Source organism: Microbacterium atlanticum, from assembly GCF_015277815.1.
GTDB lineage: Bacteria > Actinomycetota > Actinomycetes > Actinomycetales > Microbacteriaceae > Microbacterium > Microbacterium atlanticum.
In genome coordinates this window covers 678,794-697,174 of the sequence record NZ_CP063813.1, presented here as the reverse complement: position 1 = coordinate 697,174, position 18,381 = coordinate 678,794, and the positions used below count along the sequence as shown (strand labels likewise).

The 18,381-nt window shown below is 71.3% G+C and carries 15 protein-coding genes; 4 read left to right on the top strand and 11 right to left on the bottom strand.

The genetic code is table 11. The features are described from left to right. Positions 1-24: 24 nt before the first annotated feature. Together IR212_RS03025 and IR212_RS03020 are read right to left on the bottom strand one after the other, a co-directional pair. Positions 25-1,314 (bottom strand): sugar ABC transporter substrate-binding protein, encoded by a 1,290-nt coding sequence (locus IR212_RS03025; protein ID WP_194397539.1) that lies wholly within the window; start codon positions 1,312-1,314, stop codon positions 25-27. A gap of 41 nt (positions 1,315-1,355) precedes the next feature. Beyond that, positions 1,356-2,417, bottom strand: a complete 1,062-nt coding sequence (locus tag IR212_RS03020; RefSeq protein WP_228479456.1) for a LacI family DNA-binding transcriptional regulator — start codon at positions 2,415-2,417, stop codon at positions 1,356-1,358. Between the two features lie 222 nt (positions 2,418-2,639). Between IR212_RS03020 and IR212_RS03015 the strand changes: the two genes are divergently transcribed. Both IR212_RS03015 and IR212_RS03010 read left to right on the top strand, forming a co-directional pair. Further along, positions 2,640-4,250, top strand: coding sequence for a glycoside hydrolase family 68 protein (locus IR212_RS03015; RefSeq protein ID WP_194397537.1), 1,611 nt, complete (start codon positions 2,640-2,642; stop codon positions 4,248-4,250). Between the two features lie 788 nt (positions 4,251-5,038). Further along, a complete protein-coding gene (locus tag IR212_RS03010; protein ID WP_194397536.1) occupies positions 5,039-6,691 on the top strand; it encodes a glycoside hydrolase family 32 protein in 1,653 nt (550 codons plus the stop codon). 117 nt (positions 6,692-6,808) lie between these two features. On the opposite strand, the gene IR212_RS03005 is transcribed toward IR212_RS03010, so the two are convergent. The 9 genes from IR212_RS03005 to IR212_RS02965 all read right to left on the bottom strand — a co-directional run bounded on the left by IR212_RS03005 (position 6,809) and on the right by IR212_RS02965 (position 16,087). Continuing rightward, positions 6,809-7,858 carry a LacI family DNA-binding transcriptional regulator gene (locus tag IR212_RS03005; RefSeq protein WP_194397535.1) on the bottom strand — a complete coding sequence of 350 codons (1,050 nt, stop codon included), beginning with the start codon at positions 7,856-7,858 and terminating at the stop codon, positions 6,809-6,811. 80 nt (positions 7,859-7,938) lie between these two features. Further along, positions 7,939-8,778, bottom strand: a complete 840-nt coding sequence (locus IR212_RS03000; RefSeq protein ID WP_194397534.1) for a universal stress protein — start codon at positions 8,776-8,778, stop codon at positions 7,939-7,941. Positions 8,779-9,503: 725 nt separating this feature from the next. Then, the gene (gene glmM, locus IR212_RS02995) at positions 9,504-10,859 is read right to left on the bottom strand and encodes a phosphoglucosamine mutase (RefSeq protein WP_194397533.1); all 1,356 of its coding nucleotides are present in this window, start codon (positions 10,857-10,859) and stop codon (positions 9,504-9,506) included. 16 nt (positions 10,860-10,875) lie between these two features. Further along, positions 10,876-11,352, bottom strand: coding sequence for a 30S ribosomal protein S9 (gene rpsI / locus IR212_RS02990; RefSeq protein ID WP_194397532.1), 477 nt, complete (start codon positions 11,350-11,352; stop codon positions 10,876-10,878). Positions 11,353-11,377: 25 nt separating this feature from the next. After that, entirely contained in the window at positions 11,378-11,824 is a 447-nt protein-coding gene (gene rplM / locus IR212_RS02985; RefSeq protein ID WP_194397531.1) for a 50S ribosomal protein L13, read from the bottom strand. 192 nt (positions 11,825-12,016) lie between these two features. Then, positions 12,017-13,285: a hypothetical protein gene (locus tag IR212_RS02980; protein ID WP_194397530.1), complete on the bottom strand. Its 1,269-nt coding sequence runs from the start codon at positions 13,283-13,285 to the stop codon at positions 12,017-12,019. Between the two features lie 397 nt (positions 13,286-13,682). Further along, positions 13,683-14,363, bottom strand: a complete 681-nt coding sequence (locus IR212_RS02975; protein WP_194397529.1) for a CPBP family intramembrane glutamic endopeptidase — start codon at positions 14,361-14,363, stop codon at positions 13,683-13,685. A 62-nt stretch (positions 14,364-14,425) separates the two neighbouring features. Further along, positions 14,426-14,959, bottom strand: a complete 534-nt coding sequence (locus tag IR212_RS02970) for a sortase (RefSeq protein ID WP_194397528.1) — start codon at positions 14,957-14,959, stop codon at positions 14,426-14,428. A gap of 198 nt (positions 14,960-15,157) precedes the next feature. Next, positions 15,158-16,087: a CPBP family intramembrane glutamic endopeptidase gene (locus IR212_RS02965; protein WP_194397527.1), complete on the bottom strand. Its 930-nt coding sequence runs from the start codon at positions 16,085-16,087 to the stop codon at positions 15,158-15,160. A 24-nt stretch (positions 16,088-16,111) separates the two neighbouring features. Here IR212_RS02965 and IR212_RS02960 point away from each other — a divergent pair, with 24 nt between their 5' ends. Together IR212_RS02960 and IR212_RS02955 are read left to right on the top strand one after the other, a co-directional pair. Then, positions 16,112-16,708 (top strand): arsenate reductase/protein-tyrosine-phosphatase family protein, encoded by a 597-nt coding sequence (locus tag IR212_RS02960; protein WP_194397526.1) that lies wholly within the window; start codon positions 16,112-16,114, stop codon positions 16,706-16,708. Between the two features lie 70 nt (positions 16,709-16,778). Continuing rightward, on the top strand, positions 16,779-18,380 hold the full coding sequence (locus tag IR212_RS02955) for a tyrosine-protein kinase domain-containing protein (protein WP_194397525.1): 1,602 nt from the start codon (positions 16,779-16,781) through the stop codon (positions 18,378-18,380). The last annotated feature ends 1 nt before the right edge of the window (position 18,381 follow it).

The window sequence follows — 18,381 nt, the reverse complement described above, 5'->3', positions numbered from 1 at the left end:
GCGAGCCCTCGCCGGGACGGTTGATCACTCGAAGCCGTAGCCGTCGTTCGACTCGATGTTGGAGTCGATCTCCGACACCGCGCGGTTCAGGGTCTCCTGCACGTCGGCGCCGTTCATGATGTCCTTCGCGGCGGTCTCGAACGTCGTCGAGATCACGGCGTAGGCCGGGGTCTCGGGACGCAGCACGGCGTACTGCTGCGAGAACTCGACGAATGGACGGAGCGCCCCGTCCTCACCGAAGTACTCCGAGGCCGCGGCGGCGCTCTCGGTCGCCGGGATCACGATCTGCTTGTCGGCGAATTCGGTGATGTACTCGTCCTGGAAGCTGAACTCCAGGTACTCGCGGGCGCCGTCGGCGTCGTTGCACTCCGACGAGATGGCCCACTGCCACGAGCCGCCGCCGATCTTGGGGCCGTTGCCGAGGTCCGGCGGGGGCAGGATCAGCAGGTCGTCGCCGACCTCGTCGAGCGCCGTGACCGCGTTCCAGACGCCGGTGTAGCTCAGGGCCACCTCGTCGTCGATGAACTCCTGGTTGCCCACGGTGCCGCTGTTGCCGGCGTAGCCGTCGGCGAAGAGGCCCTGGAACCACTCGCCCCACGCGACCGCCTCGGGTCCGTTGAGGGCGCCGTCGGCGGTCAGCATGCTGTCGCGGTCGATGAGGTCGCCGCCGAAGCTCTGCAGGAACGGCGAGTACGCGTACGGCCACCACTCGCCGGTGTCCTCGGCGCCGATGTCGATCGGCGTCTCGTAGCCGGCTGCCTTCAGCGTCGCCAGGGCCGCGTTGAACTCCTCAGCGGTCCAGGGCTCCTCGACGGTCGGGATGCGGATGTCGGCTGCCTCGAGCACCGACTGGCGGGCGAAGATCGCAAGGGCGGCGTCCCAGTACCCGGCGGAGTAGATCTCGCCGTCCCACTCGCCGACGGCGGTCGGCAGCAGCGAGTCGGTGAGCTCGGTGGGCAGCCCGAGCGGCTGCAGGTAGCCCGCCCACGCCCAGTTCGGCATGATCGGGCCGTCGAGGTCGAGAAGGCAGGGGAGATCGCCGGATGCCGCGGCCGCGACGATCGCGTCGTTGTAGGCGCCCTGCGGGAACGACTCGTGCACGACCTGGTACTGGTCCTGCGAGTCGTTGAAGTCGGAGATGATCCGCTCGTAGACCTCGAGCTCGGCCGGGTTTCCGGCGGAGTGGGTCCACATCGTCAACTGGGTGCGGCCGTCATCGGTCGTGGTCTCGCCTTGACCGGCCTGCCCGCAGCCGGTCAGGGCGAGCGCCGAGACCAGGCCTGCAGACACGAGGATCGGGGTCCTTGTGCGCATTGTTGTGGTTTCCTTTTCTTGATGACCTACGCCCGCGTAGGTCATCGGTCGGGGGCCGCCTTCGGCGGCCGCTCGGTGTGTGAAGCCCGTCGCCGGTTCTGTTTGCCGACGTGCGCCGGCGGCGGGCCCACGGAGTCTCGTCGGATGACGGGACACTCCATCTGGTGCGCGGCGTCCTCATCCCCTTCCGCACGGACGCCGAGTGCGACCTCCATCGCCCAGCGCCCCATGTCGTAATGGGGCAGGGCCACGGTGGTCAGAGGGGGATCCTGTTCCGCGGCGATGAGCTGCTGGTCGTCGTAGCCGACGACCGACAGGTCCCGCGGGATGTCGAGGCCGCGGCGGTGCGCGGCGATGTACACGCCGGCCGCCATGCGGTCGTTGAAGCAGAAGACGCCCGTGGGGCGGTCCTCGCCGAGGTCGAGCAGGCGCTCCATGGCGGCACGCCCGCCGTGCGCCGAGGTCTCGGCGCGGACGTGCAGCGCGGGGTCGGCGGTGACGCCGACCTCGGCGAGCGCCTGGAGGTAGCCCTCGTGACGCAGTCGGGACGCGATGGGCCCGGGGTCTTCGGTGTCGAGGTACGCGATCCGGCGGTGACCGGCCGCGACGAGTTCGCGCACGGCGGTGAGCCCGCCGGCGCGGTCGTCGGGGACGACGCTGCGGTAGCCGCCTCCGGCGGGCCGGCAGTCGAGGAACACCGTCTGGGCCGGGATGCCGTCGGGCACGTCGACGACGCGGTGCCACATGCAGGCGTAGATCATGGCGTCGACCTGCTGCGCCGTGAGGGAGCGGATGGCCTCGCTCTCGATGCCCTCGTCACCGCCGGTGTCGACGAGGTAGACGAGGTGGCCGTTCTCGCGGGCGGCGTCCTGCGCGCCGGCGAGCATGCGTCCCGCGAACGGGGTGGTGGCGATCTGGTCGGAGATGAGCCCGACGGTGCGCGTCTGCTGCGTCCGCAGCCCCCGCGCGACCGAGCTCGGCGCGTAGCCCACAGCGCGCGCGGCATCCTTCACCCGACGCCGGGTGTCGTCCGAGATGCGCGACTCGACGTTGTTCATGACGAGCGAGACGGTCGTCACCGAGACGCCGGCTGCCGCCGCCACGTCTGAGATCCGAGCCCTCGCCACCGTCGACACTCCCTTGTGCTAAATCGATTTATCGAACGGGACCGATTATGAACCGGCGTACCGCTCGACGTCAAGTCGTTCACCGAAATCAACGTGTCCCCCGAAAGGACGACATGCGCACGCGCGCCGATCGTGTTTATATGGATGCGCTGTGCAAATCGATTTGCATCGCGTTTCCCCACCGAAGGAGCAACTTCCATGAACACTCCCCCGAAGCGCGTCAGGCGTCTCCTGACAGGGGGGCTGGCGGCCGTCGCCGTGACGGCCTCCGCCCTCGTCGGCCTCCCCACGGCCGCCGTCGCCGACCCCACGTCGGGGCTGCCCGAGCTGCAGGACGGCCCCCAGCCGACCACGCACACCCAGGAGGCATACGCCCCCGAGGACGACTTCACCGCCAAGTGGACCCGTGCCGACGCACGCCAGCTCAAGCGCCTGTCGGACCCCGCGACCCCGTCGCGTGAGAACTCGATGCCCTCGTCGCTCACGATGCCCGAGGTGCCGCAGGACTTCCCCGACATGTCGAACGAGCAGGTCTGGGTGTGGGACACCTGGCCGCTGACCGACGAGCACGGCAATCAGTACTCCATCAACGGCCAGGAGGTCATCTTCTCGCTGGTGGCCGACCGCAGCCTCGGCTTCGACGAGCGCCACGTGTACGCGAAGATCGGCTACTTCTTCCGTCCCGCCGGCGTGCCCGCCGACGAGCGGCCGGAGAACGGCGGCTGGACCTACGGCGGCCTCGTGTTCGACGAGGGCGTGACCGGCGAGATCTTCGAAGACAAGTCGTTCAGCCACCAGACCCAGTGGTCGGGTTCGGCGCGCGTCTTCAAGGGCGGCGAGGTGAAGCTGTTCTTCACCGACGTGGCCTTCTACCGCGACGAGCAGGGCAAGGACCGCAAGCCCTACGACCCGCGCCTCGCGCTGAGCGTCGGCAAGGTGCACGCGACCGGCAAGGGCGTGAAGCTCACCGGCTTCGACTCGGTGCACGACCTGCTGCAGGCCGACGGCGAGTACTACCAGACCGGCGAGCAGAACCCGTTCTTCAACTTCCGCGACCCGTTCACGTTCGAGGACCCGGCCAACCCGGGTGAGACGTACATGGTCTTCGAGGGCAACACCGCGATGCCCCGCGAGGAGGCGTACTGCACGGAGGAGGACCTCGGCTACCAGCCGGGTGACCCGTTCGCCGAGACCGTAGAAGAGGTCAACGCATCCGGCGCCCCGTACCAGATCGCGAACGTCGGTCTGGCGAAGGCGACGAACGACGACCTGACCGAGTGGGAGTTCCTCCCGCCGATCCTGTCGGCCAACTGCGTCACCGACCAGACCGAGCGCCCGCAGTTCATCTTCAAGGACGGCAAGGCGTACCTGTTCACGATCACGCACCGCAGCACCTTCGCGGCGGGAATCGACGGACCCGAGGGCGTCTACGGCTTCGTCGGCGACGGCATCCGCTCGGACTTCCAGCCGCTCAACGCCGGCTCGGGGCTGGCCCTCGGCAACCCGACGAACCTGAACTATCTGCAGGGTCAGCCGTTCGCGCCGGATTACAACCAGCACCCGGGCGCCTTCCAGGCGTACTCGCACTACGTGATGCCCGGCGGCCTGGTGCAGTCGTTCATCGACACCATCGGCACGCACGACGACTTCGTCCGCGGCGGCACGCTGGCGCCGACGGTGAAGGTCGACATCTCGGGTGACTCGACGAGCGTCGACTACTCGTACGGTGGCGACGGGCTCGGCGGCTGGGCCGATGTTCCGGCGAACATCAACATCAACAACGGCGGTCAGGTCAAGCCGCTGCGCTGATCCGTCCCGGCCCTGGTGAGGGCGACGGATGCCTCGGCTCGGCCTCGGGCCGAGGCATCCGTTCCGTCCCTTCCCGCTCGGCTTCCGCTGTCGGTGGGCTCCGGGGGATCCGGTCTCGGCCGGAATACCCGGTTTCGACGGATGCCGCGGCCCCCGGCCGCCGGGGCTCGGGCGGAGCTCGGCCGGGGCTCGCCCTCGGCCGGGGCTCGGCCGGGGTGCGGCCGGGGCTCGGACCTCACCTCCGCCGAAACAGGGGGTTCGCGCCGAGACAGAGGACGCCGCCCCCGGTTTCGGCCGGAATGCCCGGTTTCGACGGATGCCGCGCGCCCCTGGCAGCAGCCGCACCCAGAACGCCCCATCGACGCCGCACTAACCGACACCGATCCCGCAACACCCGCCCGACACCGATCCCCCGGCACCCGCCCGGCACCCGCCGGCGCCAACCCCGCCGAAACAAGGGATTCCCGCCGAGACCGAGGACGCCACCCCCGGGTTCGGCCGGAACTCCCTGGTTCGACGAATGCCTCGACCCCAGCAGCAGCCGCACCCGCAGAACAGCCCACCAACCGACACCGCCCTGACCGACATCGATCCCCCGAGACCCTGACCGACACCGATCCCCCGAGACCCCGCCCAACACCCTCCGGCGCCAACCCCGCCGAAACAAGGGATTCACGCCGAGACCGAGGACGCCACCCCCGGTCTCGGCCGGAATACCCGGTTTCGACGGATGCCGCAACCCCCGGCCGCCGCTCCGGTATGACCCTCCCGAACGGAAGGAATCTGCGATGCACGATCACGACGCCCAGCCCACGTTCCCCTCGCGGCGCGCCCTGCTCTGGGCGGCGGCGGTCATCGCGGCGGTCGCCGTGGTGCTCGTCACCGTGTTCGCGCTCCCCCGGCCCGCGAACGAGGGGCCCGAGGTGCGCCCGTCTCCCACCGCGCCGGCCGACGCGTTCGAGCGCCCGGACGACTGGTCGCCGCACCGCCCGGCCGTGCACATCACGCCGGAGAAGAACTGGATGAACGATCCGCAGAAGCCGTTCCTCCTCGACGGCGTCTGGCACTACTACTACCTGTACAACGCGGACTATCCCGACGGGAACGGCACCGCCTGGTACCACGCGACCTCGACCGATCTCGTGAACTGGACCGACGAGGGCGTCGCGATCGAGAAGTACGACAACGGTCTCGGCGACATCTGGACCGGAACTGCGGTCGTCGACGAGAAGGGCACGGCCGGCTTCGGCGCCGGCGCCGTGATCGCGCTGGTCACGCAGCAGGTCGACGGCGTGCAGCGCCAGTCGCTCTTCTTCTCGCGCGACGGCGGCTACTCGTTCGAGTCGTACGAGGGCAACCCGGTGATGGACAACCCGGGTGTGGCCGACTGGCGGGATCCGCGGGTGTTCTGGGACGAAACCGCGGGGCACTGGGTGATGGCGCTGGCCGAGCACGACCGGATCGGCTTCTACACCTCGCCGAACCTCAAGGACTGGACGTACACGTCCGACTTCGCGACGTCGGGGCTCGGGGTGCTCGAGTGCCCCGACCTGTTCCCCATGTCGGTGGACGGTGATCCCGACGACGTGCGCTGGGTGCTCGTGGCCGGCGCGAACGGCGCCGCCGAGGGCAAGACCACCGGCACGGCGTACTGGGTCGGCGAGTGGGACGGCGAGCGCTTCACCCCCGACGGTTCCGGGCACCAATGGCTCGACCACGGGCCCGACTACTACGCGGCCGTCACGTGGGACGACCCGCGGCTCGACGAGCAGGAGCGCCTGGCCACCCGCTACAGCATCGGCTGGATGAACAACTGGGCGTACGCGGGCAAGTTCCCCACCGAGGAGTGGCATGGCGGGTCAGACTCGCTCGTGCGCACGCTGACACTGCGGTCGGATGCCGCGGGCCCAAGGCTGCACTCGGCTCCCGCGCCGGAGCTCTCGGCGCTGGAGGGCGAGGCAGCGGCGATCGACGATGCGCGGGTCGACGGACGCGAGGGCGTGGACGTGGAGATCCCGGCCTCGGGTGCGTACCGGTTGGAGTTGGATGCCGCCAGCGAGAAGAACGGCGAGCTGCGCGTGAAGATCCTCGGCGGCGATGACACGTTCGCGACGGTCGGGTACGACTTCCGCGAGCAGGTGGCGTTCGTCGCCCGTGACGCGGACGCCGTGGCCGCCGACATGCCCGACGCGTATCGCGAGGTGCGGACCGCCCCGGTGGCCTTGCGGGACGGCCGCGTCACCTTGGACATCGTGGTGGATGCCGGTTCCGTCGAGGTGTTCGCCGGCGACGGGGAGGCTGCGCTGACGATGGCGACCTTCGGGAGCTCCGATGAGCGTGGTCTGCGGATCGAGGGTGCCCGTGGTGCGGTGTCGGTGAGCGATGCGTCGCTCACCCCGTTGCGGGTGGCGCCGATCGACCGGTTGTCCGCCCGCGAGTAGGGGCGGGCGGGGATTCCCGCGATGCTCCGGCGGTGCGGGGTTTCTCCCGCGGGGTCGGCCCAGCTCGGCCGGCACACGGCGAGAGCGACGCCGCGATCGGCGCGCGCCCGGCCCCGCTCACACCCGCGCCGGCGCCGCGACCGATCCGCGCTCCACCAGCCACCCGCGCAGCAGATGCAGGCTCTCGGCCGGTGCCGCCACCGTCCCGTCGATGCGGTCGAGCAGCCGCGTCATCCCCCACCGCCCCATCTCGTCGTGCGGCAGCGCGACGGTCGTCAGACCCGGGTCGAGCGCGTCGGCGACGGGGTGCAGATCGTCGATGCCGACGACCGAGAGACCTTCGGGAACACGGATGCCGCGCCTCGCCGCCGCCTGCATCACGCCCATGGCGATCTGGTCGTTGAAGCAGATGACCGCGGTCGGCGGCATGGGTCCGTCGAGGAGACGTCCCGCGGCGTCGCGTCCGCCGGCCGCGTCGGACGAGCAGAACTCGAGCCGGTCGTCGCCCAGGGCGATGCCCTCGTCGCCGAGCGCGGAGCGGATGCCGATGAGGCGCCCGCGGGCGGCGCGCGACTCGTCGGTCGTGCCGATGTAGGCGATGTCGCGGTGCCCGGCCCGCGTGAGCCGCTCGCAGGCGAGCGTCGCGATCTGCGCCTCGTCGGGCACGACGGCGTCGACCTCCCACCCGGGCTCGGGCGCCGCGTCGACGAGCACCACCGGAACCTCGGCGGGCACGGCCGGTCGGTCGACGCGCTGGTGGTACATGCGGGCGATGAGCAGGCCGTCGACCCGCTGTGCGAGGAATCGCGCGACGAGATCCCGCTCGACGTCGGCGTCGCCGCCGCTCTCGGCGACCATGAGCAGCACGTCGCGCTCGAGCCCGGCGCGCCGGGCGCCCTCGATGATGCGGCCGGCGAAGGGCGTCGCCGCAAGGTCGTCGCCGATGAGGCCGACGACGCCCGTGCGCCGACGGCGGAGTCCGCTCGCCACGCGATCGGGCACATATCCGAGCTCGCGGGCGACGGCGAGGATGCGCTCGCGCGTCTCGGCGTTGACGGCGCGGGCGCCGCTCAGCGCGTGCGAAACGGTCGTCGGGGATACGCCGGCGGCCGCGGCGACGTCGCTGACGCGCGCGCGTCCGCTGCCGGTTGCCGAGCCGTTCCCCACCCCTCCAGGTTAGGCCGCGCCGCACTCATCGCCGCGTCGCCGGGCCCGGGGCCGCGACAACCGCTATCGAACGACGATCCTCAGCGCACGACAGCCGTCACCGTCGCGAGACGCGCGAGCACCTCCTGGCTGATCGACCCGAGCAGGAACCGCGCGAGCGCGCCTCGCCCGTGGGACCCCACCACCGCGAGCCGCGCGGACGCGGCGAGTTCGTTGATGATCTGCGACGGATACCCCCGCTCGACCTTCCGCACGATCTCGAGGTCGGGGTACTTCGAGGCGAGACCGGCGAGCGACAGCCCGAGCGCCTCGGCGGTCAGCTTCTGCATGTTCTCGAGGTACTCCGCGGGATACACCGCCATGTTCCGCGGGACCTCCAGCGGCGTCCACACGGCGACGGCGACGAGCGGCTCGCCGAGGCGGTCGGCCTCCGCGGCGGCGAACGCGACGGCCTTCTCCGAGACCGGCGATCCGTCGACGCCGACGACCACCCCGGCGCGTCCGGCCGTGTCGACGTCGGGCACGACGACGACCGGACAGTGCGCTCCGGCCGCGATGCGCACGCCGTGCGCGCCGCGCGCGGGTCCCGATCCCGGCCCGCGGTAATCGCTCCCGATCACGAGCAGCGCCGCGTGCGACGAGGCATCCAGCAGCTTCGCCACGGGATTGCCGCGTTCCACCCGCGTGCGCACGTCCAGTCCGTCGGCGGAGATGCGGGATGCCTCGCCCTCCACGTGTCCGCGAGCGGCCTCGAGTGCCGCATCGAGGACGGCGTCCTCCCCCACGGCACCGACCGCACCGCCCACGACGGTCAGCAGCTCGAGCGGCTGCCGACGCTCCCTCGCGCGCTGCGCGGCCCAGTCGACCGCGCGACGCGAGACCGCGGCATCCGTGATCCCGACGACGATGGCTTCACCCACGATGGCTCCTCCCGGATGCCCCCAGGCTAGCCCCGGCGACCACCGCGGCGAAGCCCCGCCGACCGTGACAAATCCCCGAGCTCCGCGCCCCGCCCCGGCCCGCCCCGCGCGCCACGCGAGTCGCCAAGACACGCCGACCGCCGCAGCTGGCACCGGCGTGTCTTGGCGACTCACGAAGCCCCGGGGCGACACGTCCGCCCCGCGCGAGACCGCGCGTGACACCTCGCCGAGCTTCCCCCTCGCCGAGTCGCCAAGACACGCCGCGCGGCGCGATCGGCACCGGCGTGTTTTGGCGACTCACGAGGCACGACACCCGGGCGGCACGTCCGCCCCGCGCAAGGCCGAGCGTGAGAACTCGCCAAGCTTCCCCCTCGCCGAGTCGCCAAGACACGCCGCGCGGCGCGATCGGCACCGGCGTGTCTTGGCGACTCACGAGGCACGGCACCCGGGCGGCACGTCAGCCCTGCGCAAAGACCGAGCGTGAGAACTCGCCAAGCTTCCCCCTCGCCGAGCCCCGCCCGCCCCGGGTGACAGCTCGCCGAGCTCCCCACCACGCGAGTCGCCAAGACACGCCGCACACCGCGCCCGCAACCGGCGTGTCTTGGCGACTCACGAACGAGCCCCACTCACCAAGCACCGGACCGCCCAGGGACCTCCCCGGCACACACGAAGGCCCGGGCGTCCTCAGAACGCCCGGGCCCGAAACACCAGACCGAGAACCCGGCCTACAGCGCCAAGCGCTCCCGCACGACGTCGGCGAGGCGGTCGGCGTGGCGGCGGGCGTCGTCCTCGGACCCGGCCTCGACCATGACGCGCACGAGCGGCTCGGTGCCCGACGGACGCAGGAGCACGCGCCCTGAGAGGCCGAGCTCCGCGGTGGCGCGGGCGACGGCATCCTGAACGATCTCGTCGCCGACGCGCGTGCGGTCGACGCCCTTCACGTTCACGAGCACCTGCGGGTACACCGTCATCACCGAGGCGAGCTCGGCCAGCGAGCGCCCGGTGCGGGCCATCTCAGCCACGAGGTGCAGGCCGGTGAGCAGCCCGTCTCCGGTGGTGGCGAACTCGCTCATGATGACGTGCCCGGACTGCTCGCCGCCCAGCGAGTAGCCCTTCTGGTTCATCGCCTCGAGCACGTAGCGGTCGCCGACGGCGGTCGTCTCGACGCGGATGCCGTGGGCGTCCATCGCGCGGTGCAGGCCGAGGTTGCTCATGACGGTGGCGACGAGCGTGTCGTCCTTGAGGGCGCCCCGCTCCTTCATCGCCACCGCGAGGATCGCCATGATCTGGTCGCCGTCCACCACGCGTCCCGATGCGTCGACGGCGAGGCAGCGGTCGGCGTCGCCGTCGTGGGCGATGCCGACGTCCGCGCCGACGCGCACGACGTGCTCGGCGAGCAGGTCGAGGTGCGTGGATCCGACACCGTCGTTGATGTTGAGGCCGTCAGGGTCGGCGCCGATGACGGTGACCTTCGCGCCGGCGTCCTTGAAGGTCTCGGGAGAGACTCCGGATGCCGCGCCGTGGGCGCAGTCGAGCACCACATGCAGCCCGTCCAGGCGATGCGGCAGCGAGCCGAGCAGGTGCACGACGTAGCGGTCCTCGGCGTCGGCGAAGCGGCGGATGCGGCCGACGCCGGCCCCGGTGGGCTGCAGCTTCGGTCCCTGCATCGCGTGCTCGATGCGCTGCTCGACGATGTCGGGCAGCTTCACGCCGCCGCGGGCGAAGATCTTGATGCCGTTGTCGGGTGCGGGATTGTGCGATGCCGACACCATGACGCCGAAGTCGGCATCCATGTCGGCGATCAGGAACGCCGTGGCAGGCGTGGGGAGCACCCCGGCGTCGAGGACGTCGACGCCCGACGAGGCCAGCCCTGCCTCGACCGCGGCCGAGAGGAACTCGCCCGACACGCGGGGGTCGCGCGCGACGACGGCGGTGAGGCGCTTGCCGGCGGCGCGACGCGCCTCGGCCGTACGGCCCTGGCCCAGGACGACGGCGGTCGCCTGGGCCAGGGACAGTGCGAGATCGGCGGTGAGGGGGCCGTTGGCCAGCCCCCTCACGCCATCCGTGCCAAAGATCGGCATGCGGAGGTGAAGCCGATCAGCGCTTCGAGTACTGCGGCGCCTTGCGGGCCTTCTTGAGACCGGCCTTCTTGCGCTCGATGACGCGGGCGTCGCGCGAGAGGAAGCCGGCCTTCTTGAGGGTCGGGCGGTTGTTCTCGACGTCGATCTCGTTGAGCGCACGGGCGATGCCCAGACGCAGCGCGCCGGCCTGGCCCGAGTCGCCACCGCCCGAGATGCGGGCGATGACGTCGTAGGCGCCGGTGAGGTTGAGCACCGTGAACGGGTCGGTGATGAGCTGCTGGTGCAGCTTGTTGGGGAAGTAGTCCTCGAGGGTGCGGCCGTTCACCGTGATGGTGCCCGAACCGGGGACGACGCGCACGCGGGCGATGGCCTGCTTGCGGCGACCCACCGCGGCGCCCGAGACCGAGAGCACGGGGCGCTCGGCGGCGACGACGGTCTCATCGACCTGGGACTCGGTGGAGTAGCTCGTGGGGGTTTCTTCGATGTTCGCCATCAGTGTGTCCTGTTCTGTGCGGCGCTTACTGGGCGACCTGGTCGAAAACGTACGCGGTGGGCTTCTGCGCCGCGTGGGGGTGCTCAGCACCGCGGTAGACCTTGAGCTTCGACAGCTGGTCGCGACCGAGCGTGTTCTTGGGGAGCATGCCGCGCACGGCCTTCTCCACGGCGCGGACGGGGTTCTTCTCGAGGAGCTCCGAGTAGGTGACCGACTTCAGGCCGCCCGGGTAGCCCGAGTGGCGGTAGGCCTTCTTCTGCTCGAGCTTCTGACCGGTGAGGGCCACCTTCTCGGCGTTGATGATGATGACGAAGTCGCCCTGGTCGACGTGGGGGGCGAACGTCGGCTTGTGCTTGCCGCGGAGCAGGGCGGCGGCGTGCGAGGCGAGACGGCCGAGGACGACGTCGGTCGCGTCGATGACCAGCCACTCGCGCTGGGCTTCGCCAGCCTTGGGGGTGTAAGTGCGCGTCACAGTAGTGCTGCTTTCTTGATTCGAACGGAGAGGTTCGTGAATCCCACTCCGGGGTGGTTTCCCGATCGATGACCGGAGAAACACGCCAGTGGAGGGCTCACGTTCGTGATGCCGAGTCAGCTGAGCCGGACACCAAAGATCAATACTACGACAGACGGATGCCTCGTCCAAACCACGCGGCCGACGCCCCGGTCACGGCACGACCGGCGGCGGCGTGACGATCGGCTCGGGGGGCGGCGTCGGCTCGGGGACCGGAGCCGGCTCGGGCTGGGGCGCCGGCTGCGGCTCGACGGGGGCAGGGCCGGGCTCGGGCGCCGGAGGCGGTGGGACAGGGCGACGGGATGCCTCCTCCTCGGCGCGCAGCTGATCCTCGCGCAGCGCGGTGACGGCGGCGGCGTAGGCGAGCAGCTCGGCGTCGCCGCTGGATCCCGCGGCTTGCGCGGCACCGACCGCGGCCGCTGCGGCGAGGACGGCATCCTGAAGGCTCTGCTCCGCGAGGTCGTTCGCGGCGACGATCGTCTCGGCGGTCGCGGGAAGGGATGCACCGAGCGCGCCCTGCGCTTCGGCGAGCGCCGTGACGTGTTCGGTCACCGCCGCGGTCGCCGCGGTCACCTGCTCGGTCACGGCCTCCACCTCATCGGCGTAGGAACGCGCGTCGGCTGCCGCGTTGTCGGCGGCCGCAACGTCGTCGAGCGTCGCGACGTCGGGGGCGACATAGGCGGGTGGCGGGTCCGGCAGCGTCGTCGCGTCGAGCAGTGCAACGAGAGAGGCGGCGGCCGCGTTCGCGGCGTCGAGCGCCGCCTGGTCGCTCATCCCGACCACCGCCGCGAGCGCGGGCGTCGCGCTGTCGGCGGCCGCGCGTGCGGCCGTCGCGGTAGCGTCGTACTCGGCGTACGCCGTCTGCATCGCCGGCACCGGGTCGTCGGCCGCGTCGGCTGCCGTCTCGAACTCCGCGGCCGCGGCGGAGAGCTCGTCGTCCTGCGCCTGGACCTGCTGCCACACCCAGATGCCGGCACCCACGAGGCCGACGACGAGCGCGATCGAGACGCCGACGGCCCACCCCGCGCCCTTCCCCCACTTCCGCCGTTCGCGCGGTGGCGGAGCGAGTTCGGTAGGGACTGCCGATGCGACCGGCGCGACGTCGAGTGGGACGGTGGGCGCGAGCAGGACCGAGAGATCCGGCGAGCTGACGGGCGCGTGCAGCGGCGACGTCGCCGGCGGGACGACCGCTGCGTGCTGCTCCACGAGAGCCGGTGCGTCTTCCTTCGCGCTCGCGAAGAACGCCGCGAGCCGGTCGGCCTCACCCCCGTCGTCAGCGCGCGCGGTGTCGGGGGCGGCGACCGAAGTGCCGAAGAGCTCGGCCAGAGAGCGCGTTCGATCAGCGCCATCGTCGACGCGGACAGCCTCCGATGACGCATTCTCGTCGCGGCTGGGTTCGCCGCTTCCGGGTATGCGGACCACGGCGCGCGCCCTCCCTAAAAGTCACGGCCGATTCGCGCCAGACTACACCCGGCCCGCCCACTGCCTCCGACCGTCCCAGCCGCGACCGACACCCCGAAACACAGAAGCGGCGGAACCGTGGTTGGGCACGATTCCGCCGCCGCCCCAGGTTCACGAAGAGTGAGACGGAGCGCCTGACTGCATGCCGAAGCCCCAGAGCATGCATACGGGTCGAACGCGGCGCTTTCTTCGGGTTCTGCTCGGGCACGTTCCCCGGCGTCTGCGTCAGGGCAAACATACTGCCTGCACCCCGGCGCGACAACCAGAAGAATCCGCGAGATTTCGCGGATGAGCGGTTTCTCACCCAGCGCTCGAGTCGCTGCGCACAAAGGCCGCTCTGAGCAAGCCCACGCGCGGCTCAGCGGACCACCAGAGCGATCACGCCCCCGGCGTTGAAAGTGATGTGCGCCGCGATCGCCGGCCAGGTCGACCGCGACGCGACGGCCAGAATTCCGCACACGACACCCGTGAGGGCGACGCCGGCCACGAGGCCCCACGAGACGGTGGCGCCGGCGGGTGCCAGATGCAGCGCCGCGAAGGCTGCCGTCGTGATGAAGATCACCGCTGCAGCGGCGAGGGGCGAACGGTTCTCGGCATCCCCCGTCACCACCTGCAGCAGGCTGCGCTGCATGAGCCCGCGGAAGAACAGCTCCTCGACGACGGGCCCGACCAGCACCACGCCGATCACCGCGATGACGGCCGCAAGCAGCGCGTCGCCGCCGAAGGACCCGCCGATGCTGCCGGCCGACGGCCAGAGCAGCTCGACGATCGCCCGCATGACGAGACCCGACGCAATGCCGAGCGCTATATATATGGTGCGCGTGGCGGCGAGCCCGAGCGCGCCCGTCCGCCGACCCGGCGCGGCGGCGAGCGTCGCGCCGACGGCGATCGCGACCACCAGAGACAACAGCAGGGCGATCACGTCGATGGCGACGAGGGCGGTGTCGGGCAGCATCCACAGCTGGCGACGCCAGAGCGGGTAACCCACAGCCACGAACAGCGCGACGGCGAATCCGACCGCCGCCGCCGCGAGCGCCACGCCCGGCCGGGCAAACGACGAGGGCCGGGAGCTCGCGCTCCCGACCCTCGTGCGGATGTTGCTCAGCGGCTGCTCGCAGCGCGCTTGCGTGCGACGCCTGCCGCGACGGCGATGCCGCCGAGACCCAGCGCGCCGACGCCGACCCAGATGGCCGCGGCCGGAACCGCGCCACCCGTGGCGGGCAGCGTGCCGCTGCCGCCGGCGCCCGCGGCCGAACCGACGGTCAGCGTGATGCTGCCGAGGTTGGCGCCGCTGCCGCCGGTGACGGCGATGACATAGGTGCCCGAGGCGCTGGCCGTGAAGCTGGCCTCGGCCGTGCCGTTGACGACGGGCTTGGTGACCGACGTGCCCGCCGAGGCGAAGACGATCGAGGCGAGCGACGCGCCGGCGGGGCCGGACGTGATGCTGAACGTCGCCGAGGTCTCACCCTCGATGCCGGTCACACGCAGCACGACCGACTGGCCCGGAGCGGGCGTGGTGTCGCTGGCCGTCACGCCGCCTTCCGGCGGGTAGGGGTCAGCAACGGCGGCACCGGCGGCGCCACCGAAAACGAGTGCGCCGGCGATGGCGAGCGCAGCAAAGGACTTCTTGATCACGGACACTCCCAACAGATCCGGAAAAGGACTCCCTCGACCGCACGCCTTCGTCGATCGAGAGCAATGGACGAGCCGAAACCCATCCGCGGGGACGAGCCCGCTCCCTGAACACTAGCGGAGAATTTGCCGATGATGTGCCCGGGTTCGTAAACGATGGGTAACAACCGCCTCACGAGCGGCTCGCGAGGATTGCCCAGATCAGGCGAGAACAGCGGCAACGGCGGCAAGCGCTACCCAGGTCAGGTTGTACACCGCGTGCACCAGAATCGCCGCCCAGATGCGGCCGGTCAGGGCGACGAGCGTGCCGGTGACGAGCCCGAGAAGGGTCAGCGAGACGACGGTGTCGACGGATGCCGCGCCCGCGACCACATGCGTCACCACGAACAGTCCCGAGCTGACCAGGACGGCGGCCATACCCGCCGCTGTCTTGCCCGCCGGCCGGCGCAGCACGGTGTACAGCGCGACGAGGATCACCCCGTGGAAGAACATCTCCTCGGCCACCGGCGCGAGCACGACGGCGGGGACGGCGTCGGTGAGCCACCACGACACCGGGAGCCGCCCGTCGATGAGCACGACCGACGGGAAGACGGCGCTGCCGTGCGCTGCGGCCTCGAAGAAGCCTTGCGCCAGGCGGAGCAGCAGGCCGAGCGTCACGCCGTAGAGCAGGTCGAGTGGGCGGAAGCCCAGCAGGCCGGCGGGCCGTGAGCGCAGCAGTCCCCACACGACGGGTACGAGCATGGCCAGCCACACGAGTGCGTCGGCGACGGCATCCGCCACCGCTGAATCGGTGAGCTCGCGCACCGCAGTGGCCGCGAGCATCCCGACGCCGAGCGAGACGAAGGCGATCGCGAGCAGGCTCTCCCGCCACCGGCGCACCGTCCGGCCGCCTTCGCGCCAGTCCGTGCGGCGACCGTCGCCACCGTCGCCGTCCGAAGCAACGGATCCGGCCGAGGAGTCCGCAGAACTCGCCGTCGCGGCATCCGACTCCGCCGTCTGGTCCGCGAGCGAGGGCCACCCCTCCCCCGCGCCGAAATCCTCGTCACGAGCGCCTCGTGCGGCCTCGCGCGCGGCGCGAGCCTGCGCCCGCGACATGACCCCGGTCGGTGCGTCGCTAAGGTGATCTGGCACGCACCCACGCTACCCGGAGGCCTGGTGTTCGAGATTCTGACGGTGTGCACCGGCAACGTCTGCCGTTCGCCGCTGGCCGAGCAGCTGCTGCGCGCGCGCCTGGCCGACCTCGCGCCGCACGTCACCAGCGCCGGCATCCGCGGGCTGACGGACGTGGCGATGACTGCCGAGGCCCAGGAGATCGCCGTGGCGCTCGGGGTGCCGGCGGACGAGGCATCCGCTCATCGCTCCCGGTTCCTGCTCGAGCAGCACCTCGAGACCCCCGACCTCATCCTCACGATGGCGCGCGACCACCGGCGCGCGGTCGCCGAGCTCGCGCCGTCGCGGCTGCGGTCGACGTTCACCGTGCGCGAGTTCGCCCGTCTCGCCGGCGCGATCGATCCCGCCGAACTGCGGAAAGCAGCGGATGCCGCGGGCGAGGCGCCGTCGCTGCGGCTGCGGGCCGTGGCCGCCACCGTGGCGTCGTACCGGGGACTGGTGCCGCCTGCCGATGACCCGGACGGCGACGACGTGATCGACCCGTACCGGCGGTCGTGGCAGACGTATCTCGCGTCGACGGCGCAGCTCGAGCCGGCGGTCCGCGCGACGGCCGAGACCATCCGGCTGGCCGTTCTCCGCTGACTCACCGACCGGAGGCCGTCGGGCGCTGTGGAACAATGACCCGAAGCACACGGCACCTGCGAGAGGCGACATGGAGCTCACGGACTACATCCGGATTCTGCGCAAGAACTGGGTCATCATCGTCGTCGCGACGCTTCTGGGCGTGGGCGCGGCGGCGGCCTGGTCGTTGACGCGCACCCCCGAGTACGAGGCGCAGAGCACCGTCTTCGTGTCGACGCAGTCGGGCTCGTCGATCGTCGAGCTGCAGCAGGGGTCGAACTTCACGCAGTCCCGCGTGCAGACGTACACGAACCTCGTCGAGACGCCGATCGTGATGAATCCGGTGATCGCCGAGCTCGAGCTCGGCACCACCGCGATCGAGCTCGCCACGCAGGTCGAGTCCTCCGCCGCGCTCAACACGACGCTGATCACGATCACCGTCACCGACACCGACCCCGTCCGCGCGGCCGACATCGCCAATGCCCTCGGTGCGTCGCTCACCGCCGCCGTCGAGACGCTCGAGACACCCAACGGCACCGAGACGAGCCCCGTCCGTCTGACCCGCGTCAAGGACGCCCTTCCCCCGCTCGAACCGTCCAGCCCGAACGTGCCGCTGAACCTCGCGCTCGGCGGGCTCGTCGGTCTCGCGCTCGGCGTCGGCGCGGCCGTGCTGCGCTCGGTGCTCGACACGCGCATCCGCACGCCGCGCGATGTCGAGCAGGTCACCGACCGCCCGATCATCGGCGCGATCGCCTTCGACCCGAAGGCCAAGGAGCGCCCGCTCATCGTGCACGCCGACCCGCTCAGCCCGCGGGCCGAGTCGTTCCGCGCGATGCGCACGAACCTGCAGTTCCTCGACATGGGCGGCCGCTCTGCGTTCGTCGTGACCTCGGCGCTGCCGAGCGAGGGCAAGTCGACCACCACCATCAACCTCGCGATCGCGCTGGCCGACGCGGGCAAGCGGGTGGCGCTCATCGACACCGATCTGCGCAAGCCGAAGGTCGCCGAGTACCTCGGCATGGAGGGCGGCGCCGGCCTCACCGACGTGCTCATCGGCCGGGCGCGGCTGGGCGATGTCATGCTGCCGTGGGGCAACCGCAGCCTGTTCGTGCTGCCTGCCGGCAAGGTGCCCCCGAACCCCAGCGAGCTGCTCGGGTCGAAGAACATGCACGCGCTCCTCGATGTGCTCGAGCGCGACTTCGACGTGGTGCTGTGCGACGCCCCGCCGCTGCTGCCGGTGACGGATGCCGCGATCCTGGCGAAGGCCACGAGCGGGGCCATCGTCGTGGTCTCGGCCGGCAAGACCAACCGTCACCAGCTGGGCGGCGCGGTCGAGGCGCTCGACACCGTGGGCGCCCGCATCGCGGGTGTCGCGCTGACGATGGTGCCGACGCGCGGCCCCGACTCGTACGCCTACGCGTACGGCTACGGCTACTCGTCGTACGGCTACGCCGAGACGGCGAAGGGCAAGAAGACCAAGGCGCCCAAGCCGCCGAAGTCGCCCCAGCCCGGCAGCGGCCCGGTGCGCAGCGCCCGCCCGGCCGGTGCGCCAGAGGAGCTTCCGCGTGCGACGCGGGCGGCGGCGCAGGCGCGACCGCTCGAGCAGGCGCCGGGCGAGCTCTCGCTCGACGACATCGTGCAGCAGGCCGGCGGACCGACGCGCTCGCAGAACCGCTCCGAGCCGCAGCTCTGAT